We start from the raw sequence: 24,425 nt of genomic DNA, 5'->3' as shown, positions 1-24,425 counted from the left end.
GCGCAAGCCGCGCCACACTGTCTTACACTGGCTTCTACCTCCTCATCTGTAACAGGGAATAACCTATGGGCGTGTTAAGTGAGTTCAAGGCCTTCGCGGTCAAAGGTAATGTGGTCGACATGGCCGTCGGTATTATCATCGGCGCCGCCTTCGGCAAAATCGTTTCCTCCTTTGTAGGCGACGTGGTGATGCCCCCCATCGGCCTGTTGATCGGGGGAGTCGATTTTGGCGACTTGGCCGTGACGCTCAAGGCCGCCCAGGGCGATGCCCCTGCCGTGGTGCTGGCGTACGGCAAGTTCATCCAGAGCGTGATCGACTTTGTGATCGTTGCGTTTGCGATCTTCATGGGTGTGAAGGCCATCAACCGCCTGAAGCGCGAAGAGGCCGTGGCGCCCACCTTGCCGCCGGTTCCGACCAAGGAAGAAGAGCTGCTGGGGGAGATCCGCGATCTGCTCAAGGCACAGAACAGCAAGCCCGAGTAAGCTCGGCAAACAAAACAAAGGCGCCTTAAGGGCGCCTTTGTTTTACCAGTAGTTTTCTACCGCGACCTGGCCCGGGCGACGGGTCAGGCTCAGTTGCATGTCACGCTGTTTCAGCAACTGGCGCGTGTCGTCGATCATCTGCGGGTTGCCGCAAATCATCACTCTGGAATGCTCAGGGGTCAGCTCGATGCCTGCGGCGCGTTCCAATTCGCCGTTCTCGATCAGGGTGGTAATCCGCCCATTCAGCGCGCCCGGATGTTGCTCACGGGTCACGATAGGAATGTAGGTGAGCTTGTGGGCGTGCTCCGCCAGGTACTCTCGTTCGCCCAGCTCATGGATCAACGACTGGTAAGCCAACTCCCTTGCTTCGCGGGCGCTATAGACGAGGATGATCCGCTCGAATTTTTCCCACACCTCGAAGTCCTGCAGGATCGACAGAAACGGCGCAATTCCGGTCCCGGTGCCCAGCAGCCACAGATCGCGACCATCCACAAACCGGTCCAGAGTCAAAAAGCCCGTGGCCTGGCGTTCCACCAGCAGGGTATCGCCCTCGCGCAGGCGGCTGAGTTCACTGGTGAACTCGCCACCCGGCACAACGATAGAAAAGAAATCCAGGTGCTCGTCAAAGGGCGAGGACACCACTGAATAAGCACGCCACACAATGCTGCCATCGGCCTTGGTCACCCCCAGGCGCACGAATTGTCCGGCGCGAAAGCGAAAGCCCGGATCTCGGGTAGTGCGCAGGGTAAACAGGCTGGGGGTCAGCGATTGCACGTCGAGCAAGGTCTGGCGGGTGTATTTTTCAGCACTGGCCGTCATGGGAAACTCCATTTGCAGAGGCCCCTAGTGTCCCTCAAAGCGCCTCCTGGAAACACCGATGGTTTGTGCTGGCATTGCCGCTGCGCCCATGGGCAACCGCTGGGCAGTACTAAATATTTGGCTATTAGCCTCCTTTCAACAAGCCATTAGATGACGGAAAGCAATTAAATATTAACAAGCGGCATTCACAGCAAGTCGTTAAAAAAAATAGAAAAATCTTATCGAGCACCTGCAACTTGTACACCGTAGTTAGTTTGTACAAATACTCCTCATCCACCACTCAGCCGAACATAACCAAATTTTCATTTCGAGCTATAGCCGTTGTCCTACACTATTTTTTCATGCCGTAAACGGGGGCCTTGGAAGTACCCCATGTAAAAAACGTGCACATGGAGAGTTACCGATGGTCAACTGGCACAACACTCGCCTGCCCAAACTCGAAGGGGAAAGCGAAATAACCAGCATGTACGAAGCTGCCCTCAACCTTACCTACGAGCTTGGCTTCCAATACTGCGCATTCACCCTTAGTTCTCATCTACCCAACAACCAAACGAAAACCGTCAACCTAAACAACTATTCAAATGAGTGGAATACGCTGTACAGACAAGAGCACTACTTTGATTTCGACCCTGTGGTTGCGCATTGCAAACGCTCGGTTCTACCGATCGTATGGGACGAGAAAACCTTTTCCTCGGTACCGGACTTATGGGCTCATGCCCAGTCCAACGGATTGAATTTCGGATGGACCCAATCGGTTCATGACTTCCAGGGTGTTTTCAGCATGTTGAGCCTGGGGCGCACCATCGGCCCAGTGGGCCCTGAAGAACTCTATGAAAAAGCCGGACAAGTACTCTGGATTTGCCACGCCATGCACGCGGTGGTGGCCAAAAAATATGCAGACAAGCCCAGTCCGCAAGCGCCCAGCAAATTGACCCCGCGTGAAACCGAAATCCTGCAATGGTCAGCCATGGGCAAGACCGCCTCGGACATCGCCACCATCCTGTGCCTGTCCGAACGCACGGTCGGCTTCCATATCAGCAGTGCGATGAAGAAGCTGGGAGTCAGTAACAAGATTGCCGCGGTGATCACGGCAGTAAAATGCGGGTTGTTTTAAACACCGCATGTAATCCAGGGGAAAAAAAAGTAACATTTGCGGCCAGTTCCGGGTGATGACGCGAGCCCCTGATGCGCCTCGCGTCGCCGCTCACCCCGATGGTTCGCTTACCCAGAGTCTCCCCCGCCATGCCCCTGCTCGACAGCCCCTTCGCCCAACTCGACCTGATCCGTCAGCCAGAACAGCACAACGACCCGCTGCAAGCGTTTGATGCAGCCGATGAGTATTTGCTCAGCTATCTGGCGGAACAACAGCCGACGCCTGCGACCCGCGTATTGGTGCTCAACGACAGTTTCGGCGCGCTGGCGGCCAGCCTCGAAGGACATGTGCAGGTCACCTCCAGCGGTGACTCGTTCCTCGGCGCCCTGGGCCTGGAGAAAAACCTCGCGCGCAACGGCAAGGCTTTCGACGCGGTAACGCTCCTGCCCGCCAGCCAGACGCCGACCGGGCCGTTCGACCGTGTACTGATCCGCGTGCCGAAAACCCTGGCCCTGCTCGAAGAACAACTGATTCGCCTGCAAGGCCAACTGGCACCCGGCGCCGAGGTGATTGCCGGGGCGATGGTCAAGCACTTGCCACGGGCCGCCGGCGAATTGCTGGAGCGCTATGTCGGCCCGATGCACGCCTCACTGGCGGTAAAAAAGGCCCGCTTGCTGATCGCCACCCAGGCCGATCGGCCACACGCCGTATCGCCCTACCCTACGCGCTACCGCCTGGAAACCCCGGCCATCGAACTGCTCAACCACGCCAACGTGTTCTGCCGCGAAGGCCTCGACATCGGCACCCGAGCCTTCCTGCCGCACCTTCCGGCAAACCTGGGGGACGCCCGCGTGGCGGACCTTGGCTGCGGCAACGGCGTGTTGGCGATTGCCAGCGCACTGCAGAATCCGCAAGCGCAGTACACGTTGGTGGATGAGTCCTATATGGCCGTGCAATCGGCGGCCGAAAACTGGCGCGCCGCCCTGGGTGAACGCGAGGTGCTGGTTCGCCCCGGCGACGGACTGGCCGATCAAGAACCGCAATCACTGGAGGTGGTGCTGTGCAACCCGCCGTTCCACCAGCAGCAAGTGGTGGGTGATTTCCTCGCCTGGCGCATGTTCCAGCAGGCGCGGGAAGCGTTGGTAGTGGGCGGCGCCCTGTATATCGTCGGCAACCGTCACTTGGGTTATCACACCAAGTTGGCGCGGTTGTTCCGCGGCGTCGAGCAAGTGGCGACCACACCGAAGTTCGTGATTCTCAAGGCGCGCAAATAAAAAAGCCCTCCATAAAGGAGGGCAATAGTTACAACGGGATGTCAGTGGGTGGTCAGGCCCGCGGCATTCATGAACATGCGCATCAGGCTGGCCACCACGAACAGGGCCAGGACGCTGCCGGTCCAGATCATCGCCAGCCAGCCCAGGCGCTGCCAGAGCGGCTTTTTCTCGGCCTGTTCGATGTCGTGCAACGAAGGTTTGCCGGACATGAGTCAATCCTCCTAGTGATAACCGTCTTCGTGGGTGACCTTGCCGCGGAACACGTAGTAGCTCCAGAAGGTGTAGCCCAGGATGAACGGGATGATGAACAGGGTGCCCACCAGCATGAAGCCCTGGCTTTGCGGCGGCGCGGCGGCGTCCCAGATCGATACCGATGGCGGGATGATATTCGGCCACAGGCTGATCCCCAGACCGCTGTAGCCGAGGAAGATCAGCACCAGCGTCAGCAGGAACGGCGTGTAGTGCGCATTGCGGGCCACGGCGCGAATCAGTCCGTACATGGTCACCAGTACCAGGATCGGCACCGGCAGGAACCAGAACAGGTTAGGCAGAGTGAACCAGCGCGACGCGATTTCCGGGTGGGCCAGCGGCGTCCAGAGGCTGACGATACCGATCACCGCCAGCACCACGAAGGCCAGGGGCCGCGCCAGGTTATGCATCTTCTCCTGCAAACTGCCTTCGGTCTTCATGATCAGCCAGGTGCAACCCAGCAGCGCATACGCCACGATCAGGGCCACGCCGCAGAACATCGTGAACGGCGTCAGCCAATCCAGTGAGCCACCGGCAAACTGGCGGTCGACCACCGGAATGCCATCGATGAACGCCCCCAGCGCTACGCCCTGGAAGAACGTCGCCGCCAGCGAGCCGCCGATGAAGGCCTTGTCCCACAAGTGACGCTTGTCGTCCTTGGCCTTGAAGCGGAATTCAAACGCCACGCCTCGAAAGATCAGCCCGATCAGCATCAGCATCAGTGGCAGGTACAGCGCCGAGAGCACCACCGAATAGGCCAGCGGGAACGCGCCAAACAACGCCGCGCCGCCGAGTACCAGCCAGGTTTCGTTGCCGTCCCACACGGGGGCGACGGTGTTCATCATCACGTCACGGTCGGTCTTGCCCGGGATGAACGGGAAGAGAATGCCGATCCCCAGGTCAAAGCCGTCCATGACCACGTACATCATGATGCCGAAGATGATGATCACGGCCCAGATCAGCGGAAGATCAATACCCATGGCTCAGTTCCCCTTGTTCAAGGTGTCGCCGTGATCGGCATCGGCACTGTCATCAGCCGCCGACAACGGACGGGCCGGTGTGCGTTTCTGCCCAGGGCCACCGTGAGTAGGCTCGGTGCTTTCGTGGGTCACAGGCCCTTTGCGCACCAGGCGCATCATGTAGCCCAGGCCCGCGCCGAACAGCGCGAAATACACCACCACAAACAACACCAACGTAATGCTCATCTGCGCAAAGCTGTGGTTGGACGAGGCGTCCGCCGTGCGCATCAGCCCGTAGACCACCCACGGCTGTCGGCCGATTTCGGTGGTGAACCAGCCGGCGAGAATTGCGATCAGACCGGACGGGCCCATCCACAGCGCCAGGTACAGGAACGGCTTGGACGTGTACATCTTGTCGCCCTTGCGCAGCCAGAGGCTGAACAGGCCGGTGAAAATCATCAGGAAGCCCAGGCCCACCATGACCCGGAAGGACCAGAACACGATGGTCGAGTTGGGACGATCCTCAGGCGGGAACTCCTTGAGGGCCGGCACCTGCTTGTCCAGGGAGTGGGTCAGGATCAGGCTGCCCAGGTAGGGGATTTCCACCGCGAACTTGGTTTTTTCAGCCTTCATGTCCGGCCAGCCGAACAGGATCAGCGGCGTGGGCTCGTTGCCGATATTTTCCCAGTGGCCTTCAATCGCGGCGATCTTCGCCGGCTGATGCTTCAGGGTATTCAGGCCGTGGAAGTCACCGATGACCGCCTGGATCGGCGCGACAATCAGCGCCATCCACATCGCCATCGACAGCATGGTGCGGATCGCCGGGTTGTCCTTGCCGCGCAGCAAGTGCCAGGCTGCCGAAGAACCGACGAAGAACGCGGTCGCGACGAAGGCTGCCGTGGCCATATGCATCAGGCGGTAAGGGAACGACGGGTTGAAAATCACGGCCAGCCAGTCGGTAGGAATCACCCGGCCATCAATGATTTCAAAACCCTGTGGTGTCTGCATCCAGCTGTTGGAGGCGAGAATCCAGAAGGTCGAGATCAGCGTGCCGACGGCCACCATCACGGTGGCAAAGAAGTGCAGCTTGCGCCCGACCTTGTTCCAGCCGAACAGCATGACCCCAAGGAAGCCGGCTTCGAGGAAGAACGCCGTGAGCACTTCATAGGTCAGCAACGGCCCGGTGACAGCGCCGGCGAAGTCCGAGAAGCGGCTCCAGTTGGTGCCGAACTGATAGGCCATCACCAGACCGGAGACCACGCCCATGCCGAAGTTGACGGCAAAGATCTTCGACCAGAAATGGTAGAGGTCACGGTAGGTGTCGTTGTGGGTCTTGAGCCACAGGCCTTCCAGCACCGCAAGGTAACTGGCCAGGCCAATGGTGATGGCCGGGAACAGGATATGGAATGAGATGGTGAACGCGAATTGAATTCGGGCGAGATCTAGCGCCTCCAAACCGAACATAAGTCTTCCTCTGTCAGGTAATACCGAATGCTGGCTGGAGGCCTGCACCCACTGCCCCCACGGATATGGAGTGTGGCGAATTCAAATTCGTTTCTTTTTATAACCAACCACGCAGGGATTCTGGCCTTGCGGCCGCCAGAGCAATCCCGGCGAAGGTTTTGATCTGGATCAAGCATTGCTGAAAGAGTAGTCCCATTTTCGAGAGAGCAAGGCGTGGTCTTTTGCCGCGTGACAGGTTGCCTCAGTGGTCACTGGGCGTTGCCTCTGGTGAGATTGGGCGTGCTTTGGGTGTATATCCGTTATTTGGGTGATGGCTGGTATTGGTTCCGCTCTTACAGCGGCTCACTTTTGAACAGCGCAAAAGTAAGCAAAACGCTCTTGCCCCACCACTCGGCTCCTCGCCTAGGCTCGGAGTGCCCTCACTCCGGCTTTGGACCGTGGGCCGCCGTCATGGGCCATCCCTGGCCCAGGACGGCTAACCTGGCGTCCTGCCAGGTTACCCACGCTCCAAAGCCTGCGTTCGGCCAGCGTGGTTTAACGGGGCGCCTAAGATCAAAATCAAGATCAAAAGCAACAGCACAGCGGCCTACCGGCCGGCTTGAGTGTTAAAAGCAAAGTCAAAATCTAAAGCGGGCACGGTCCAAATGTGGGAGCGGGCTTGCTCGCGAAGGTCGTTAACGATGACGCGGGCATTCTGAATGAACGCGGCGCTCTCAGGTTTTTCGCGAGCAAGCCCGCTCCCACAGAAAAGCAGAGCCACCCCGCCCGTAGCAGCTGTCGAGCGCCAGCGAGGCTGCGTGCCTTTGATCTTGATCTGCTTTTGATTTTGATCTGTAGGCCCCGTCAACCACGATGGCCGCAAGTAGGCACGGTGGAGCGGGTAAATCGGCAGGGATGCCGATTTAGCCGCGCCGGGCCATGGATGGCCCGTCGCGGCGGCCCGCGGAGCCGTGCCGGAGTGCGGGCATGCCGAGCCTAGGCGAGGCACCGAGTGGTGGGGCAAAGACCTTTTGGTTACTTTTGGGGCGTTTGCCAAAAGTGACCCGCTGTAAGAGCGGAACCATAAGTGGCCGTTACCGAAGAAACGGATATGTACTCAGCCAGACTGAACATATCTCCCCCCCCCAACCCACCACGCAACTATTGGTTACAAGTTGGTGATAACCTCACCCTTCCCCCACCCAGACCCGTCTCCCCGATGCCCAGTGAACCCGCGCTGCTACTACGTCACCACCGCCCTTTCATCGCGTTCTGGCTGGCGCGGATCTTCACCGCCAGCGGCTTCCAGATGCTCACCGTGGCCATCGGCTGGAACCTCTACCAACTGACCGGCAACGTGCTGGACCTGGGCTTGGTCGGCCTGGTGGAATTCGTGCCACGGGTGCTGTTCATGCTGCACACCGGCCATGTGGCCGACCGCTATGAACGGCGCAAGGTTGCGGCCATCTGCCAGACCGTTCAAGCCTTGATCGCGCTGTCCCTGGCGATTGGCGGGCTGACCGGCAACGTCACCCGCGAAATGATTTTTATCTTGGCGTTCCTGCTAGGCGCGGCGCGTTCGTTTGAAATGCCCACCACCCAGGCCCTGCTGCCGAGCATCGTGCCCACTGCGCTGTTCCCCCGCGCCGTGGCGTCGTCGCAGTCGGCACAGCAACTGGCCACCATCGTGGCGCCAGCGTTGGGCGGTTTGTTATACGCCTTCGGCAGCGTCTGGGTGTACGGCCCTACGGTGGTGCTGTACCTGATTGCCTGCGTGCTGACCCTGAACCTGCCCGCACGCCAGACGCCCTTGAACAAGGCCAAGGCGACCATGGATTCGCTGCTGGCCGGGATTCGTTTTATCCGCAGCCGGCCGGACATCCTCGGGGCGATTTCCCTGGACCTGTTTGCCGTACTGCTGGGCGGCGCCACGGCGTTGCTGCCGGTGTTTGCCAAGGACATCCTGCTGACCGGGCCGTGGGGGCTCGGGCTGCTGCGGTCGGCGCCGGCAGTCGGGGCGTTGCTGATGTCGTTGTGGCTGGCGCGGTTTGCCGTAGACCGGCACGTCGGGCGGATCATGTTTACGGCGGTTGGGGTGTTTGGCGTGGCCACCATCGCGTTCGGCCTGTCGACCTCGTTCTGGTTCTCCTTGGCCGTGCTGGTGGTGCTGGGCGCCGCGAACATGATCAGCATGGTGATCCGCGCCTCGTTCGTACAGCTGGAAACCCCGGATGAAATGCGCGGCCGGGTCAGCGCGGTCAACGGGCTGTTTATCGGCGCGTCGAATCAGTTGGGCGAGTTTGAGTCCGGAATCACCGCCCACTGGTTCGGCACCGTCCCCGCCGTGGTCATGGGCGGCATCGGCACGCTGGTGGTGACCGGGGTCTGGATCAAACTGTTCCCGACCCTGGCCAACCGCGACCGCATGCATGTGCCGGTGGAAGAACCCGCCAAGGTTTAGAAGACCTTATCGAGGGTGATGGGAAAGTCCCGCACCCGCTTGCCGGTGGCGTGATACACCGCGTTGGCCACCGCCGCCGCGACCCCGACGATCCCGATCTCGCCGACGCCCTTGGAACCCAGCGCGTTGACGATCTCGTCGTGTTCTTCGACAAACAGCACGTCAATCTCGCCGATATCCGCGTTTACCGGGATGTGGTACTCGGCCAGGCTGTGGTTCATGTAGCGACCCAATGCATGATCAATCTGGGTCTCTTCATGCAACGCCATGCCAATACCCCAGACCACACCGCCGAGAATCTGGCTGCGGGCCATCTTCGGATTAACCACCCGCCCGGCCGCAATCGCACTGACCACCCGACTGACCTTGATGGTGCCCAGGTCTTCATCCACCCGCACTTCGACAAACACTGCCGAATGCGTGGCTGAGGCGTAGCCTTCGCGCTGTTTGCCCGGTTCACAATCCACCTGAACCTCCAGCGCCTGCTCACCGCTGTCCTGTACCAGTTGCGCCAGGGAGATGCGCTGGTCACCAGCATGCAGCTGGCCATTTTCGAACCGCGCCGACTCTGCATCTTTAAAAGCCGGATAAGTCTTGCGCGCAATCTCCAGCAGCTTGGCATTCAACGCCTCACACGCCTGCTGCACCGCACTGCCCACCGACGACACGGTAAACGAGCCACCCTGCAGCGGCGCCGTCGGCAGTGAGGAGTCCCCCAACAGGAACGTCACGTCACTCACCGGAACGCCACTGGCCTGGGCCGCAATCTGGGCCATGACCGTGTAAGTGCCGGTGCCGATATCGGTGGTGGCACTGCTGACCGTGAGCTTGCCCAGGTGATCGATCCGCGCCTTTGCGCTGGCCTTCATTTGCAAGGCCTCCCACACACCGCCGGCCATGCCCCAGCCGATCAGTTGGCGGCCATCACGCATGCTTCGCGGTTCCGGGTTGCGCTGGCTCCAGCCGAAACGCTCGGCACCTTCGCTGTAACACTCGCGCAAGGCTTTGCTGGACCAGGGCTTGTCTTCGTTCTGATTGCGCTCGGCGTAGTTGATCAGCCGCAGTTGCACCGGGTCGATGCCCAGGGCGCAGGCCAGTTCGTCCATCGCGCACTCCAGGCCGATCACCCCGAGCGCCGCTCCAGGCGCGCGCATGTCCAACGGCGTGAACACATCCAGTGGCACCAGTTTGTAGGTCAGCAGCACGTTATCGCAGTGATAGAGCATGCCGCTCCATTCCACCACGTGCTCGCTGAAGTCCTCGAAGCGCGAGGTCTGGCCGATCGCGGTGTGGCCCAGGGCGAGCAAGCGACCATTGGCGGCCGCGCCCAGTTGCAGACGCTGCAAAGTGCGCGGGCGATAGCCGAAGGTGAACATCTGCTGACGCGTGAGGGTGACGCGCACCGAACGCTTCAAGGCCAGCGATGCCATCACCGCCAGCGGCAACTGGTACTGCGGCCGCAAGCCTGAACCAAAGGCACCACCGACAAATGCAGCGAAGATTCGCACCTGGCTTTTATCCAAGCCGAAGACTTTCTGCACGTAGGCCTGGCAGTTCTGCGGGCCCTGGGTCTTGTCGTGGATATGCAGGGTGCCGTCCGGCTGGTACAGCACGGTGCTGGCGTGGGGCTCCATCGGGTTGTGGTGTTCGATGGGCGTGCTGTAGTGCAGATCCAGGCTCGTGGCGGCGCCGGTCCATTCGGCCTGGAAGTTGCCGCGCGGCTTGGGCGGTGTTTGTGGCGAAGGGTGCGCCTGGTCCTGCAAGGCCAGCAGGTCGGTCTCGGAAGGTTCGGCTGTGTATTCGATCTCAACCAAAGAGCCGGCATGACGCGCCAGCTCCAGGTTATCGGCAATCACCAATGCCAACGGCTGGCCGCTGTACAGCACGCGGTCGTTGTACAGCGGGCGAAATGGCGAGCCGTCGGCGGCATCGGCATCGGCGTAGCTGTCGTCGTAGCTGGCCAGTTTCGGGCGGTTGAGGTGATCGAGCACCATCACCACGCCCGGCAGCGCCAGGGCTTTGGAAGCGTCAATGCGGATGACCCGGCCCTTGGCGATGTTGCTCGACACCACACTGCCGTGCAGCAGGCCGTCTTCGGGAAATTCCCCGGCATATCGCGCTTGCCCGGTTACCTTGAGCAGACCGTCGACCCGGTCCAACGGTTTGCCGATCGCGCTCATGATGTGGCTCCCGCAACAGCGGCATCGCTCAGGGCGCGAACGATCGCGCGGCGTGCCAGTTTGATCTTGAAGCCGTTGTGTTCCAAAGGCTCGGCGTCCTGCAGCAAGGCTTCGGCGGCGCTGCTAAAGGTTTCGCGGCTGACGGACTGGCCGATCAGCGCGGCTTCCACCGCGCGATCACGCCAGGGTTTGTGGGCGACGCCGCCCAGGGCCAGGCGGGCGTCGACGATCACATCGCCGTCCAGCTCCAGCGCCGCCGCGATGGAAACCAGCGCAAACGCATAGGAGGCCCGATCACGGATCTTCAGGTAGTGGCTATGGGCTGCCAGGTGGTCGGCGGGTAACTCGATGGCGGTGATCAACTCATCATCGGCCAACTGGTTATCCCGCTGGGGCGCATCCCCCGGCAACCGATGGAAGTCGGCAAACTCGATCACCCGCGCACCGCCCCGGCCCTGCACATGCACCCGGGCATCCAGCGCGGCCAGGGCGACGCACATGTCCGAAGGATGGGTGGCCACGCACTGATCGCTGGCGCCGAGAATCGCGTGAATGCGATTCAAGCCGACCCGCGCCGGGCAACCGCTGCCGGGCTCGCGCTTGTTACAGGGCACAGCGGCGTCATAAAAGTAATAGCAACGGGTGCGTTGCAACAGGTTGCCGCCAGTGCTGGCCATGTTGCGCAATTGCGGCGAGGCGCCGGCGAGTATGGCTTGGGACAGCAACGGGTAGCGTTGCTCGATCAGTGGGTGCCACGCGAGGTCGGCGTTGCTCACCAGGGCGCCGATCATCAGGCCGCCTTCGGTGGTTTCTTCCACATCGCGAAGCGGCAGGCCGGTGATATCGATCAGGTGCTCGGGGCGGCTGATGTTTTCTTTCATCAGGTCCAACAGGTTGGTACCACCGGCAATAAACCGCGATGCCGGGCTGACTAGGTGCACCGCCTCCTGCACGTCCACCGGCTTGCTGTAATGGAAGGGATTCATTGCTCACCTCCCTGGGTACGGCACGCAGGCAAGGCTTCTTCGATGGCATCGCGGATGTTGTTGTAGGCGCCGCAGCGGCACAGGTTGCCGCTCATCAGTTCCTGGATTTGCGCGGTGTCGTGGGCACGGCCTTCCCGGGCCAGGCCCACCGCCGAGCAAATCTGCCCCGGCGTGCAATAGCCGCACTGGAAGGCGTCGTGTTTGATAAACGCCTGCTGCATCGGGTGCAGGTTTTCCCCCGAGGCCAGGCCTTCGATGGTGGTCAATTCGGCACCGTCGCACATCACCGCCAGGGTCAGGCAGGCGTTCACCCGTTTACCGTTGAGCAACACGGTGCAGGCGCCGCACTGGCCGTGGTCGCAGCCCTTCTTGGTGCCGGTCAGGTCCAGTTGCTCGCGCAGCAGGTCCAGCAGGGTGGTCCAGGGCAATACATCCAGTTGGATGTCTCGACGATTGAGAGTCAGGCGTATCGGATGGCTGACGAACGGCTTGGCCGCCGCGCCGGTGTGGGTCGCGCTCATAAACACCTCACGGATTGGTGTGCAATCGCGGCGTTCAGGAAAGTCGCCGTCTTAGCGGTCCGACTTCCGCAGGTTATGAGCGTTCAAGACAATTGATGGGTGGCGATCAACGAATGCTGAGGGTGGTGACCAACTGGTTGCGCGGCGGGTTGATCGAGGTGTTGCTGTACTGAAACGTGCCGCCGGCTTCGACATCCAGCTGGAACGTATAGATGTAGCCCATCAACGTGCCAGCGCCGCTGCATGCCTGGCTGGTGGAACCCACCTGGCAGATGGCAGTGCTGGTGCCGGACACCGGCGCGCCGTCGAAAAACGCCTGGGAGCTGTTGCCCAGGCCGACTTCCATCACGTACACCAGCGTCTGCCCACGGTGCGTGCACATCTGGGTGCTGGCCGCCCGTTCAGGGATGGTTTCCGTGCAATTGGCCGACTGCACCTTGAACACCCGCACCTCGCTCAACGCCGGTGCAGGCGCGCCCCACGCCGGTGCTGCACCGAGCCACAGGCCGATACAACCGAACAGAGCTAGACTCCAGGCGCTGGCTTTTTTCATGCTGTCGATGACCCTGTAATAAACGTCGGCGCAGTATGCCTCAAGGCCATGATCAAGCCTATGCGCCACTGGCCCTCGGCTGCTGGTATGATGCGCCGCTTTTTCCGATCCTCTCTGGAACCACAGCCGCTTGGCGCAGTTTGTGCTTTGACTTAGAGGTCAACAAATAACGACGCAAAATAGCGTCACAGGGAGCAGGCATGCTGGAAAAGCTGTTTCAACTCAAGGCACACAACACGAATGTGCGCACCGAGATTCTCGCGGGCGTCACCACCTTCCTGGCCATGGCCTACATCCTGTTCGTCAACCCGAGCATCCTCGGTGAGACCGGCATGGACAAGGGCGCGGTCTTTGTCGCGACCTGCCTCGCGGCGGCCATCGGTTCCACCGTGATGGGCCTGATCGCCAACTACCCGATTGCCCTGGCACCGGGCATGGGCCTCAACGCGTTCTTCACCTACACCGTCGTCCTGCACATGGGCCATACCTGGCAAGTGGCGCTGGGTGCCGTGTTCATCTCGGCGGTGCTGTTCTTCCTGCTGTCGATCTTCCGCATCCGTGAATGGATCATCAACAGCATCCCGCTGCCCCTGCGCTCGGCGATTGCGGCGGGTATCGGCCTGTTCCTGGCGTTGATCGCCCTGCACAACGCCGGCATCGTGGTCAGCAACCCGGCCACCATGGTGGGCCTGGGCGACCTGAAACAACCGGCACCGATCCTCGCCACCCTCGGCTTCGCGCTGATCGTTGCGCTGGAAGCCCTGAAAGTACGCGGCGCGGTGTTGATCGGCATCCTGGTGGTGACCATCGCCTCCATCGTGCTGGGCTTTACGCCGTTCGGCGGCGTGATGTCGATGCCACCTTCGCTGGCCCCAACCTTCCTGCAATTGGACATCAAAGGCGCCCTGGACATCGGCCTGGTGAGCGTGATCTTCGCGTTCCTGTTCGTCGACCTGTTCGACAACTCCGGCACCCTGATCGGCGTCGCCAAGCGCGCGGGTCTCATGGGCAAGGACGGCCACATGCCGAAAATGGGCCGTGCGCTGATCGCTGACAGTACGGCGGCCATGGCCGGCTCGCTGCTGGGCACCTCGACCACCACCAGCTACATCGAATCGGCTGCAGGCGTGAGCGCCGGTGGCCGTACCGGTTTGACCGCCGTTGTGGTCGCGATCCTGTTCCTGCTGGCGCTGTTCTTCTCGCCACTGGCGGCCAGCGTTCCGGCCTTCGCCACCGCGCCGGCGCTGCTGTTTGTTGCCGTACTGATGACCTCGGGCCTGGCCGAAATCGACTGGGACGACATCACCGTCGCCGCGCCGGTGGTGATCACCGCCCTGGCGATGCCATTCACTTATTCCATCGCCAACGGCATTGCCTTCGGTTTCATCGCCTGGACCGCCATCAAGCTGCTTTCGGGCCGCTACCGTGAGCTGAACCCGGCGCTGGTGATCCTGTCGATTCTGTTTGTGATCAAGCTGGGCTGGTTCAACGCATGACTTTTGACGCCGCAAGCTACACCGTTCAACTGGAAGAAAAGGTCACGCGCTTGCGTGACCTGCTGGCGCCGTTCGACGCGCCAGAGCCTCAGGTTTTCGACTCGCCGTTGCAGAACTTCCGCCTGCGGGCGGAGTTCCGCCTGTGGCGCGAAGAGGGTCAGCGCCACTACGCAATGTTCTCCCAGGACGACAAGCGCACGCCGATCCTCATCGAAGAGTTCCCGATTGCCAGCCTGCGCATCAACCAGTTGATGCCGCAACTCAAGGCCGCCTGGCAAGCCAGCGCCGCCCTGAGCCACAAGCTGTTCCAGGTGGAGTTCCTCACCACCCTGGCCGGCGACGCGATGATCACCCTGTGCTATCACCGCCCGCTGGACGAGCATTGGCATACGGCGGCGAACAAGCTGGCGGCGGACCTGAACGTCAGCATCATCGGCCGCTCCAAGGGCAAGCGCGATGTGATCGGCCGCGATTACGTGGTCGAGAAACTCGACGTCGGCGGTCGCATATTCAGCTATCGCCAGCCCGAAGGCGCATTCACCCAGCCCAACGGCACCGTGAACCAGAAGATGCTCAACTGGGCGTACGAAGCCCTGGGCGATCGCAGTGATGACTTACTGGAACTGTATTGCGGCAACGGCAACTTCACCCTGCCCCTGGCCACCCGCGTGCGCAAGGTGCTGGCCACCGAAATCAGCAAGACCTCGGTGAATGCGGCCCTGAGCAACCTCGATGAAAACGCGGTGGATAACGTCACCCTGGTGCGCTTGTCTGCCGAAGAACTGACCGAAGCCCTGAACGAAGTGCGGCCGTTCCGACGCCTGCACGGCATCGACCTCAAGAGCTACGAATTTGGCAGCGTGTTCGTCGACCCGCCGCGTGCCGGGATGGACCCGGACACCTGCGAACTGACCCGGCGCTTCGAGAACATCCTCTACATTTCCTGCAACCCGGAAACCTTGGCGGCAAACATTGCGCAACTGCATGACACGCACCGGATTACCCAGTGCGCGCTGTTTGACCAGTTCCCTTGGACGCACCACATGGAATCGGGTGTGTTACTGACCCGGCGTTAAATCCCCAGCACTGCACAGATCAAAATGTGGGAGCCGTCGAGCTTTAGCGAGGCCGCGATGGCGGTAGGTCAGACAGAAAAATGTCATCAGTCCCGCCGCCATCGCAGCCTCGCCAAGGCTCGACAGCTCCCACAATCGACCGGTGTGTTGGCAAATATCTCCATCATGCCGACGGCTGGAAATACCCCGCCAACGCCCGCAGGTCCTGCTCGTTCAGCAACCCCGCAAAATACTTCAGCTGTATCCGCGCCAGTAGATACGCATGCCGCGCATCCGCCAAGTCGCGGCGTGCCGTGAACAGTTGCTGCTCGGCATCCAGCACAAGGGCGCGCTGTTTGACCAGTTCCCCTGAACGCACCACATGGAATCGGGTGTGTTACTGACCCGGCGTTAAATCCCCAGCACTGCACAGATCAAAATGTGGGAGCCGTCGAGCCTTAGCGAGGCCGCGATGGCGGTAGGTCAGACAGAAAAATGTCATCAGTCCCGCCGCCATCGCAGCCTCGCCAAGGCTCGACAGCTCCTACAATGGATCGGTCTGTTGGCAAATATCGCCATCATGCCGACGGCTGGAAATACCCCGCCAACGCCCGCAGATCCTGCTCGTTCAGCAACCCCGCAAAATACTTCAGCTGTATCCGCGCCAGCAGGTACGCGTGCCGCGCATCCGCCAGGTCGCGGCGTGCCGTGAACAGTTGCTGCTCGGCATCCAGCACAAGTGCGCGCTGTTTGACCAGTTCCCCTGAACGCACCACATGGAATCGGGTGTGTTACTGACCCGGCGTTAAATCCCCAGGACTGCAAAGATCAAAATGTGGGAGCCGTCGAGCCTTGGCGAGGCCGCGATGGCGGTGGGTCAGGCAAAAAAATGTCATCAGTCCCGCCGCCATCGCAGCCTCGCCAAGGCTCGACAGCTCCTACAATGGATCGGTGTGTTGGCAAATATCGCCATCATGCCGATGGCTGGAAATACCCCGCCAACGCCCGCAGGTCCTGCTCGTTCAGCAACCCCGCAAAATACTTCAGCTGTATCCGCGCCAGCAGATACGCATGCCGCGCATCCGCCAGGTCGCGGCGTGCCGTGAACAGTTGCTGCTCGGCATCCAGTACATCGAGGTTGACCCGTTCACCACCCGTTACGCTTTTCTTCGTTGCCGTCACCAGGGCGGTGGCCGAGCTGACTGCCATTTCATACGCCCGCACTTTGGCCGCGCCGCTGGTGTTGAGGTTGAATTGCTTGCGCAGTTCGATCAGCGTCCTGGCGGTTTGCGCGTCCAGTTCATATTGCGCCTGGGATAGTTGATTGGCGGCCTGGCGGGTTGACGCCGACACCGAGCCGCCGGCGAACAACGGCAGGCTGACCTGGATGCCGACGCTGTTGGTGTCGTACTTTTGGTTGTAGCTGCTTTCCGAATCGGAACTGGTCTGGCGGCTGCTCGCGTACAGGCTGACCTTGGGCATGTGCCCTGCGCGCTTGCGCTCCACTTCGTACTCGGCGGCGTCCAGCGCGTGGTGCTGGGATTTGAGTTCCGGGTTGTTGGCCATCGCCATATCCCGCCAGGTTTCGAAGCGATTGGGTTCCAGCGGCGGGATGGCGAACTGTCGGGTCAGAGGCGCCAGCTCTTCTATCTGTAACGGCTCACCGACTATCGCTTCGAGTTCGCGCAAGGCAGCGTCCTGGGTGTCCAACGATTCGATCTCTTCGGCCTGGGCCAGGCTCAGGCGCGCCTGGGTTTCCAGCAGATCGGTGCGGGTGCCCTCGCCGCCTTTGAGCAGCCGTTCATTGAGTTGCAGGCGCTCGGCATACGCGCGTTTCTGGGCGCGGCTCAGTTCGATCCGCTCCTGGGCCAGCAACGCCTGGCTGTAGGCGCTCAACACCCGTACCGCCAGCTCCTGGCTCTTGCCGCGAAAGCGTTCATCGGCAAACAGCGCCTGCGCCGCGCCCTGGCGATAGCGCGCATAGGCTTCGTAATCGAGCAGCGGTTGCTGCAAGGTCAGGGTCGACGCATAGCTGCGGTAATCGCGGTCACTGGTGACATTGCCCAGCGCTGTCGACTGGGTGACTTCGGACGCGTTGCGCGAGTTGTTGTAGCTCCAGGACAGGTTCGGCAGCAGTCCGGCGCGACCGATGATGCGGTTTTCCTCGCCGGCCTCGCGTTCCTGGATCGCTGCCTGGAACGTCGGATCATTACGCAGCGCCAGGTCATAGGCATCAAGCAATCCCAGCGCCTGGACCGAACCGCTACAGGCACAGCACAGGCTGAATACCAGCGCCTTCATTCTTCCACCAACGCCATGTGAGTCCGATCCAGCAAAGGTTTGAACAGGTAGTTGAGCATCGAGCGCTCACCGGTTTTGACGAAGGCTTCCACCGGCATCCCCGGGCGAATCTGCAAGCCATCGAGCTGGCGCATGCCGGCGGCGCTGACTTGGGCGCGTACGGTGTAATACGGTTCATCGGTGCGCTCGTCGACCTGGCGGTCGGCCGACACCAGCGTCACTTCCCCGGCGATGCGCGGCGTGGTGCTCTGGTTGAAGGCCGAGAACAGCAGTTCCACCGGCAAGCCCGGGTGCACTTTGTCGACCATCTGTACCGGCACCCGCGCTTCCACCAGCAACGGTTCGCCCTGGGGCACGATATCCATCAACGCCTGGCCGGGCTTGATCACACCGCCCTCTGTGTACACATCCAGCCCAACCACCACGCCGGCCGCCGGCGCGCGCACCAGGCTGTTGGCCAGTTCGAACTCAGCCGAGGCCAGGCGATTGCGCAGGTCGTCACTGCGGGTACGGGTTTCCGCCAGTTGGCCACGCAGGTCTTTCTGGAAGTCTTCGCCAAGCTGGCGGATGCGCAAGCGCAGTTCGAGGACTTGCCGTTGCAACTGGCCGATGCGGCCGAAATCCTCGGCAATCGCGCCGTCGAGCTGGGCGTAAAGGCGCTCACTTTCCAGCAGCCGATTGCGCGGGATATAGCCGTCCCGCGCCAGCTCCCGCAGGCCCTGCAGTTGTTCATTCATCGCGGTGCGTTGCAGCACTTTGCTGGCCTGGGAATCCCGCGTGCCGCGCAGTTGCGCCTCGGCCCCGGCGATGGTTTCCCGCAGGCCTTGCTGCTCCGTGGCCAGTGCCTGGGCGCGACTGCTGAACAGTTGCCGTTGCAGGCTCAAGGTGGCGGCAGCCTCCGGATCGTTCAGCAGTTCGGGAGCGAAGACGATGGCCGACAAGCCTTCACTCTCCGCACTCAAGCGCGCTTCGCTGGCCTGGGACGCAATAAACTGGCTGCGCAACGACTGCATCTGCCCGCGCAACGGTGTCTCCTTCAAGCGGATCAATACCTGACCGGCGCTCACCACCTCGCCATCGCGCACTTCGATCCGCTCGACGATCCCGCCCGCCGGGTGCTGCACCGTCTTGCGGTGCCCCGAGACCATGACCTTGCCCGACACCGCCACGCCTTTGTCCAACGGCGCCAGTGCGGCCCAGCCGAGAAACCCGGCAAACCCGCCGAGCACCAGCCACCAGCCCAGGCGCGCGTATTTTTTATCGTCCAGCGCCAGTACGTTATTCACGGGCGGCACGCCGTTGTCCGCCACAAGCACAGGTCGGTTCATGCTTTTTTTCCTTCACCGAGGCGGTAGCTCATGCTCATCGTCGACACCGGTTTGGGCGGCGCTGCCGCAGGTTTCTGCGTGGCCTCCAACACCCGAGCAGTCGGCCCGAACGCTTGCAGCTGGCCGTCCCGCAGAATCAACAATTGATCGGTCAGGGTCAGCACGTTGGTCTTGTGGGTGATCAACACCAGCGTGCGGCGCTGCGCCTTGAGCGAGGTGATGGCCTGCAACAAGGCCTGCTCGCCGGCTTCGTCGAGATTGGAGTTGGGCTCGTCCAGCACGATCAGCGCGGGCAAGCCGTACAGCGCCCGCGCCAGTGCGACACGTTGCTTCTGCCCGCCGGACAAGCCGGCACCGCCCTCACCCAACTGGGTATCGTAGCCTTGGGGCAGTTGCAGGATCAGGTGATGCACCCCGGCCATTTGCGCGGCGGCCAGGACCTTGTCCGAATCCACGGTGCCGAAACGCGCGATGTTGTCGGCGATACTGCCGGCGAACAGCTGGATGTCCTGTGGCAGATAACCAATGTGCGGGCCGAGTTGCTGCTTGTCCCACTGCGCCAGGTCCGCGCCGTCCAGCCGCACCTTGCCAGACATTGGCGCCCAGGCCCCCACCAGCAGGCGCGCCAGCGTCGACTTGCCACAACCGGACGGCCCAATCACGCCCAGCACTTCACCGGAGGGAAGACTGAAGCCGAGGTTGGCCAACGCAGGTCGACGACTGCCCGGCGCACACGCGCTCACCTGCTCGACCGTCAACTGGCCGCTGGGCGTCGGCAAGCTCATGCGCTCCGTACGTGCGGGGTTGGCCGCCAGCATCAATGACAAACGCTCATAGGCCAGGCGTGCCGAACTCCACTGTTTCCACACGCCGATCAACTGGTCGATGGGGCTCAGTACCCGGCCCATCAGGATCGAACCGGCGATCATCATCCCCGGCGTAATCGCCCCTTGCACCGCCAGCAACGCGCCCAAACCGAGGACCAATGACTGCAACGCCAGGCGCACGCCCTTGGACCAGGCACTGATGGCCGCAGTCTTTTCACTGGCCAGGTTCTGCGCCGCCAGAAACGCCTGGTGCTGGGCAAACCAGCGTGCGCGCAAGGTCGCCAGCATGCCCATGGCTTCGATGGTTTCGGCGTTGCGCAGGTTGGACGTGGCCTGCTGACTGGCGCTGATGGACAGTTGCGTGGCCTGGGCCAACGGCGCCTGGCAGATGTGCTGGTTAACCCAGGCGAAGACCACCAGGATCACCGCGCCGGCCAGGGCCAGCAGGCCGAGCCAAGGGTGGAACAGGAAGATCACCAGCAGGTACACCGGGAACCACGGCGCATCAAAAAACGCGAACAGCGCCTGGCCGGTGGCGAACTGGCGCAAGGCCGTCAAGTCGCTGAGCGCTTGCCCCGCCGCCTGGGTGCCGCCTTTCAGTTGCGCCTCGAACGCGGCGTCGTACACCCGCTGGTTCAGGCGCATGTCCATCTGCGTGCCGAGGCGGATCACCACCTGGCTGCGCACCCACTCCAGCGCGCCCATCAAGCCGAACAAGCCGAGGATCATCAGCGTCAGCATCAACAGGGTCATCTCGTTGCCGGAGGCCAGCACCCGGTCATAGACCTGCAACATGTACAGCGCCGGGGCCAGCATCAGCAGGTTGATCACCGCCGAGAACAGGCCGATGTTAAGGAAGCCGCTTTTATAGGCGGTGAGGGCGGCCAGGGTTTCGTTGCCGGCATGGCGCATCGGGGAATTCTCATGGGGGAAATCGGGAAACACCGAAAGCCGATGAAGGCGTGATCCTTCATCGGCTTGTTTCATGCAGCCAAGGCGTCAGGCGGCCAGGGCAAAGTCCTGAGGCACGTCTTGCACACCTACCAGGGCCACGTCGGCCGCCGCGAACGACGTCGAATCCGCATGCGCCACACCCGCTGCGGCCAGTTGGTCGAAGGTGGAGTTGACCGACAGGCTTGGGTCGATGTCCTTGAGCAGGGAATCGATCGCCGAGGCGAGTGCCGAACTGTCGCCGCTCATCAGGCCGTAGACGATCTGGTGCACCTGGCCAGCACGACCTTCGGACTGCAGGCTCTCAAGGCCCAGGTTGGTAAAGCTGACTTCCTGGTTGGCGAGGCTGTAGCTACCGCCGGCAGCGCCGCCCGTCAGGACAGTGCCCAGGTTGAGGGCGTCGAGCGAACCCCACAACGTGTGCGACGGCGGGTTGAACAGGGTGTAATGCAGGTCGCCGTCAGCGACCACCGCCGCATTGCTGACCGTGCTGGACACGCCATATTGGGTACCGTCGAACGGCCCAGGATTGAAACCACCAGTGTTCGAACCCTCTTTGACCGAGCCTTCACGGTGGTTCAGGTCGCCAAAGTAAGCCGACCAGTCGCTCAGGTACTCGGCAACGGTATTAGCGGCATAGGCCGTGCTGTATGAAATAGAAATGCTCATGCAAAACTCCAAGTCATGGGGTGGTAACTCCGCAGCAAGCCAGTGCCTGCTGTGGCTTTGCCCGTCACTGGGCAAAATCGGTCAGAACTGATATTCAACGGTGCCCTGCAGGGTGCGCCCACGGCCGAGGGTGAAGGCCAGCACGTCGCCCAGCGGCACCAGGTACGCGCGGTCGGTGACGTTTTCCATGGCCAGGCGCAGCGTCAACTGATCAGTAGCGCGGTAGCTGCTGTAAAGGTCGTAGACGGTGTAGGGTTTCCAGTCAGCGGGGTAAACGCCGGTTTGCGAGGTGGTCACGCCGACGCCGCCTTTTACGTAGTAACCGGCGCTGTAGCGGGCGCGGACACCCACATCCAGCTTGCGCTCGAAGAAACGCGCGCCCAGTGTCGCGGTGCCACGGTCCATCGGCATGTGCTCGGAGGAACCGAGGATGGCGTTGCAACCCACGGCGGCATTGGCCACGTCGTCCGGCACCATGGCGTCCACCGGCCTACGGTTACCTGGCCGGCTCTGGATCTTGGTCACGCCGCCGAGCCAGGCGGTGTTGCTGCAGAACTTGTTGCTGCCGAGCATGCGGGTGTAGTTGACCTGGCCATAGGCAAACCCGGCGTCGTAATCCAGTTGGTACTCGAGACCGCGAAAACGGGTGGTCTCCAGGTTGTTCACATACGCCGCATTGCCAATGTTGGCGATGCCATAACCGGGCGGCTGCACCCCCAAGGCCATATAGGAGAAGTCATCGACGCGGGTGTTGAAGTAGGACACTTTCACGCCCACACGGTCGTCTGCGAACAGCAGGTCTTCCTTAAGCACGTTGAATCCGACCTCCCACGCCGTGGACTTCTCGGGCTTCAAGTAAGGGTTGGGCAGGATCGATTCCGAACCGCCGCCATGGGGCCGGCCGCTGACCAGGGTTTCGGTCACCGCCGGAGGGCGCCAGCCCTTGCCGTACGTGGCGAACAGCTGCAGCCAGTCGACACCCGGCTTGATCGACAGGCCGAAGGTCGGCGAGAAATGCCCCTCCTCCCGGTCAACGTCATAGGCCACGGGTACGCCGATCTGGCGGGTAGTGCCGATGATGAAGGTGCGGGTGTTCAAGCCGGTTTCGCCCCGCAACCGATAGCGGTCGTAACGCAGCCCGGCATTCAGGTTCAGCCAGTCGTCGTAGTCGTAATCCAGGCGACCGAACAGGCTGCCCATCGCCCGGTCACCTTTGGGGGTGATGCTTTCCAGCGCGGAAGCCTCAACCGCAGAGCCAGCCTCCACCGGTTGATTGGAGTCCGGCCGGACCTTGTCGTAGAAAAACTCCAGCCCATAGTTAGCCTTGAGCACGGACAGCTCGCTCAAGGCAAAGGTCGAGGTGTTCTGCGCCTGAACACCATAGGTGTCGGTTTGATAGGTCACGTCATAGCCGGGTGTGCGGCCGCGGGCCAGCGTGGACTGGTCATTGCGGGTGTCGACGGCGTAGAGCTTGGCCTTGAAGTCGATCAGCGGATTGTCCGGCGTGTAGCTGTAGTCCAGCGCGAGGTTCTGTGCCTTGACGTTGCTGCTGCCGAGCTTTTCCCATAATTGAGGTTTTTCGGCGGTCATCATGTTGACGTCGTCGTAGTCGACTTCGGTCAACAGGTAGCTCAGTTGCAAACGTTGATCAGCCGGCAAGTTGAGACCGAGCTTGAGCAGACGCGAACGCATCACCGAGCCCGAATAGGCGACCTGGGTATTCTTGATGCGATCCTGGCTGGCCGGTATGAACGCCGTGCCGGTACGCAGGTCGCCGATGCTGCCCTGGGTGCCGGGGTCGTAATCCCCCAGATGCCGCTCACTGGCCGCCACCAGCATGTCCCACACATCGGTGCCGACGGCAAACGCCGAACTGCCGATAAAGTGCGTACCGTTGCTGAGCCCGCCGAGGCCCGTGGTGACACGAATGCGCCCGCCGATTTGCTTGCCGTCCTTGAGCAGGTCAGCCGCCTCCACGGTACGAAAGTTGGCAATCCCGCCAATCACTCCCGCACCGCCCATGGTGGAGGTCGCGCCCTTTTCGATCACCACCTCGGACAGCAACTCAGGGTCGACATACAGCGTGCCGTTACGTTGCTGGTGACCGCTCTGCTGATAATTCTGGCGCATGCCGTCGACCGACATGTTGACCCGGCCATAGTCCTGGATTCCGCGGATATTCACCGACAGGCCTGGGTCCTGCTGACTGACCGCCGAGTAGACCCCAGGGGCCTCTTCCAGCATCTCGGCGGCATGGCGCGGCGGGTTGCGATCCAACTGTTCGCGCCCCACCACACTGACCGAACGCGGCGATGAGTACACCCAGTCATTCTTGTGCTGGCCAGTGATCGTGGTCGTCGCCAATGCCAGCGCAGCGTTGCCCGGCTGTTCAACCCGGGTCAGGGTGACCTGGCGGGCGCCGGTAAAGCGGTATTCCACCGGGGCGGCACCGAGCAAACGGCCCAGGCCTTCGTGCACACTGAAGCTGCCCTTGAGCGCGGTGCTGCTCAACCCTTGCAGGCGCTGGCTGTCGAACAGCACCTGCAAGCCTGCCTGGTCGGCGAAGCTCAGCACGGCGCTGCCCAAGGGTTGCGCGGCGATGTCGAACATCAAGGTAGCGGGCTGCGACGCACCAGCCGGCGCCTCGGCGGCCTGCACCTGGCAGGCAGAGGCGAACAGCCCCAAGTGAATGGCAAAGGCCAACCGGCTACCGGTATTGCGCCCCTTGGTGATTGCAGACATCGACGTTATCCCTTCGCTGACCATTCTTGTTTATGC

General features: G+C 61.7%; 19 protein-coding genes and 2 pseudogenes. 6 read left to right on the top strand and 15 right to left on the bottom strand.

Annotated elements, in window-relative coordinates; all coding sequences use genetic code 11:
* Positions 1-65: 65 nt before the first annotated feature.
* Positions 66-482 (top strand): large-conductance mechanosensitive channel protein MscL, encoded by a 417-nt coding sequence (mscL, locus tag BLU46_RS20445; protein ID WP_010174913.1) that lies wholly within the window; start codon positions 66-68, stop codon positions 480-482.
* A gap of 42 nt (positions 483-524) precedes the next feature.
* On the opposite strand, the gene BLU46_RS20440 is transcribed toward mscL, so the two are convergent.
* Entirely contained in the window at positions 525-1,301 is a 777-nt protein-coding gene (locus BLU46_RS20440; RefSeq protein ID WP_063026998.1) for a ferredoxin--NADP reductase, read from the bottom strand.
* A gap of 403 nt (positions 1,302-1,704) precedes the next feature.
* Here BLU46_RS20440 and BLU46_RS20435 point away from each other — a divergent pair, with 403 nt between their 5' ends.
* Positions 1,705-2,415, top strand: a complete 711-nt coding sequence (locus BLU46_RS20435; protein WP_063026996.1) for a helix-turn-helix transcriptional regulator — start codon at positions 1,705-1,707, stop codon at positions 2,413-2,415.
* A gap of 128 nt (positions 2,416-2,543) precedes the next feature.
* On the top strand, positions 2,544-3,668 hold the full coding sequence (locus BLU46_RS20430) for a methyltransferase (protein ID WP_063026994.1): 1,125 nt from the start codon (positions 2,544-2,546) through the stop codon (positions 3,666-3,668).
* Between the two features lie 41 nt (positions 3,669-3,709).
* Here BLU46_RS20430 and BLU46_RS20425 read toward each other — a convergent pair whose 3' ends face one another.
* From BLU46_RS20425 to BLU46_RS20415, 3 genes are read right to left on the bottom strand one after another with little or no spacing between them, the layout of a single operon-like run.
* Complete coding sequence (locus BLU46_RS20425) at positions 3,710-3,877, bottom strand: DUF2474 domain-containing protein (RefSeq protein WP_003215809.1); 168 nt, start codon at positions 3,875-3,877, stop codon at positions 3,710-3,712.
* Positions 3,878-3,889: 12 nt separating this feature from the next.
* A complete protein-coding gene (gene cydB / locus BLU46_RS20420; protein ID WP_008432810.1) occupies positions 3,890-4,897 on the bottom strand; it encodes a cytochrome d ubiquinol oxidase subunit II in 1,008 nt (335 codons plus the stop codon).
* A 3-nt stretch (positions 4,898-4,900) separates the two neighbouring features.
* Complete coding sequence (locus BLU46_RS20415) at positions 4,901-6,340, bottom strand: cytochrome ubiquinol oxidase subunit I (RefSeq protein WP_093204884.1); 1,440 nt, start codon at positions 6,338-6,340, stop codon at positions 4,901-4,903.
* Positions 6,341-7,538: 1,198 nt separating this feature from the next.
* Between BLU46_RS20415 and BLU46_RS20405 the strand changes: the two genes are divergently transcribed.
* The gene (locus BLU46_RS20405; RefSeq protein WP_093204880.1) at positions 7,539-8,780 is read left to right on the top strand and encodes an MFS transporter; all 1,242 of its coding nucleotides are present in this window, start codon (positions 7,539-7,541) and stop codon (positions 8,778-8,780) included.
* Here the strand turns inward: BLU46_RS20405 and BLU46_RS20400 are convergent.
* The 4 genes from BLU46_RS20400 to BLU46_RS20385 all read right to left on the bottom strand — a co-directional run bounded on the left by BLU46_RS20400 (position 8,777) and on the right by BLU46_RS20385 (position 13,020).
* Positions 8,777-10,960: a xanthine dehydrogenase family protein molybdopterin-binding subunit gene (locus tag BLU46_RS20400; RefSeq protein WP_093204876.1), complete on the bottom strand. Its 2,184-nt coding sequence runs from the start codon at positions 10,958-10,960 to the stop codon at positions 8,777-8,779. The genes BLU46_RS20405 and BLU46_RS20400 overlap by 4 nt on opposite strands.
* A complete protein-coding gene (locus BLU46_RS20395) occupies positions 10,957-11,946 on the bottom strand; it encodes an FAD binding domain-containing protein (protein WP_093204873.1) in 990 nt (329 codons plus the stop codon). Before BLU46_RS20395 ends, BLU46_RS20400 begins: the two co-directional genes overlap by 4 nt.
* Positions 11,943-12,467: a (2Fe-2S)-binding protein gene (locus tag BLU46_RS20390; RefSeq protein ID WP_063026982.1), complete on the bottom strand. Its 525-nt coding sequence runs from the start codon at positions 12,465-12,467 to the stop codon at positions 11,943-11,945. The genes BLU46_RS20395 and BLU46_RS20390 overlap by 4 nt, the downstream gene beginning before the upstream one ends.
* 106 nt (positions 12,468-12,573) lie before the next feature.
* Entirely contained in the window at positions 12,574-13,020 is a 447-nt protein-coding gene (locus BLU46_RS20385; RefSeq protein WP_093204869.1) for a DUF4879 domain-containing protein, read from the bottom strand.
* Positions 13,021-13,220: 200 nt separating this feature from the next.
* Here BLU46_RS20385 and BLU46_RS20380 point away from each other — a divergent pair, with 200 nt between their 5' ends.
* Together BLU46_RS20380 and trmA are read left to right on the top strand one after the other, a co-directional pair.
* Positions 13,221-14,516: an NCS2 family permease gene (locus BLU46_RS20380; protein ID WP_003215557.1), complete on the top strand. Its 1,296-nt coding sequence runs from the start codon at positions 13,221-13,223 to the stop codon at positions 14,514-14,516.
* Entirely contained in the window at positions 14,513-15,592 is a 1,080-nt protein-coding gene (gene trmA, locus BLU46_RS20375) for a tRNA (uridine(54)-C5)-methyltransferase TrmA (protein ID WP_093204865.1), read from the top strand. The genes BLU46_RS20380 and trmA overlap by 4 nt, the downstream gene beginning before the upstream one ends.
* A 163-nt stretch (positions 15,593-15,755) precedes the next feature.
* On the opposite strand, the pseudogene BLU46_RS20370 reads toward trmA, so the two are convergent.
* From BLU46_RS20370 to BLU46_RS20340, 7 genes and pseudogenes are all read right to left on the bottom strand, one after another.
* Positions 15,756-15,914 (bottom strand): annotated as a pseudogene (locus BLU46_RS20370) (TolC family protein); the annotation flags it as partial.
* Between the two features lie 235 nt (positions 15,915-16,149).
* Positions 16,150-16,308, bottom strand: a pseudogene (locus BLU46_RS20365) (TolC family protein); the annotation flags it as partial.
* A 235-nt stretch (positions 16,309-16,543) separates the two neighbouring features.
* Complete coding sequence (locus tag BLU46_RS20360; protein ID WP_093204858.1) at positions 16,544-17,872, bottom strand: TolC family outer membrane protein; 1,329 nt, start codon at positions 17,870-17,872, stop codon at positions 16,544-16,546.
* The gene (locus tag BLU46_RS20355; RefSeq protein WP_093204856.1) at positions 17,869-19,200 is read right to left on the bottom strand and encodes an HlyD family type I secretion periplasmic adaptor subunit; all 1,332 of its coding nucleotides are present in this window, start codon (positions 19,198-19,200) and stop codon (positions 17,869-17,871) included. Before BLU46_RS20355 ends, BLU46_RS20360 begins: the two co-directional genes overlap by 4 nt.
* On the bottom strand, positions 19,197-20,939 hold the full coding sequence (locus BLU46_RS20350; protein WP_093204852.1) for a type I secretion system permease/ATPase: 1,743 nt from the start codon (positions 20,937-20,939) through the stop codon (positions 19,197-19,199). The genes BLU46_RS20355 and BLU46_RS20350 overlap by 4 nt, the downstream gene beginning before the upstream one ends.
* 87 nt (positions 20,940-21,026) lie before the next feature.
* Positions 21,027-21,647, bottom strand: coding sequence for a heme acquisition protein HasA (locus tag BLU46_RS20345; RefSeq protein ID WP_063026971.1), 621 nt, complete (start codon positions 21,645-21,647; stop codon positions 21,027-21,029).
* Positions 21,648-21,728: 81 nt separating this feature from the next.
* Complete coding sequence (locus BLU46_RS20340) at positions 21,729-24,389, bottom strand: TonB-dependent receptor (RefSeq protein ID WP_093204849.1); 2,661 nt, start codon at positions 24,387-24,389, stop codon at positions 21,729-21,731.
* Positions 24,390-24,425 lie beyond the last annotated feature (36 nt).

This window comes from Pseudomonas yamanorum, from assembly GCF_900105735.1.
In the GTDB taxonomy this organism is placed as follows: Bacteria; Pseudomonadota; Gammaproteobacteria; order Pseudomonadales; family Pseudomonadaceae; genus Aquipseudomonas; species Aquipseudomonas yamanorum.
Note: the sequence above shows the minus strand (reverse complement) of the source record. Positions and strands in the feature narration are given on the sequence as shown.